Consider the following 397-nt stretch of genomic DNA (forward strand, 5'->3'; position numbering starts at 1 on the left):
AATCTAGACGGTTCTAGCGCGGTTGAGGACTTGCTTGCTACATCGATTTCAGACGAAATTAACAGCGATATTATTATGAAAACTATCACAGTAGCTAAGAAAGGCACACCTCTCAACCTAAGCAATGGCGAGCTGTATCAACAAGGCCGTTCATTAATAGCACGTGCCCTAGAGCTAGGTGCTGATATCCAACGCAATACTACATTCCCTGCCACGTTCGTATTAGCTTCGCCTAAAGTAGCTTCTGCTATCCGCGCGAGTGGTCAAGTTGGCAATGACGATATTATTGATGGCACTAACCTAAAGCTTGTAACTGATAGTAAAGCGATTGGCGAATACCTATTAGTCGGTTCTAAGTTAGAGTTTGATGGAACTGATACGGTTGCACCAATCCATT

The 397-nt window shown here is 43.6% G+C and carries 1 protein-coding gene; it reads left to right on the plus strand.

Annotated elements, in window-relative coordinates; translation table 11 throughout:
• Positions 1–397 (plus strand): hypothetical protein (locus AB4486_RS23460; RefSeq protein ID WP_372118953.1); only part of this gene is annotated, 397 nt, incomplete at both ends.

Source organism: Vibrio sp. 10N.222.55.C6, from assembly GCF_041473395.1.
GTDB classification, from domain to species: domain Bacteria; phylum Pseudomonadota; class Gammaproteobacteria; order Enterobacterales; family Vibrionaceae; genus Vibrio; species Vibrio crassostreae_C.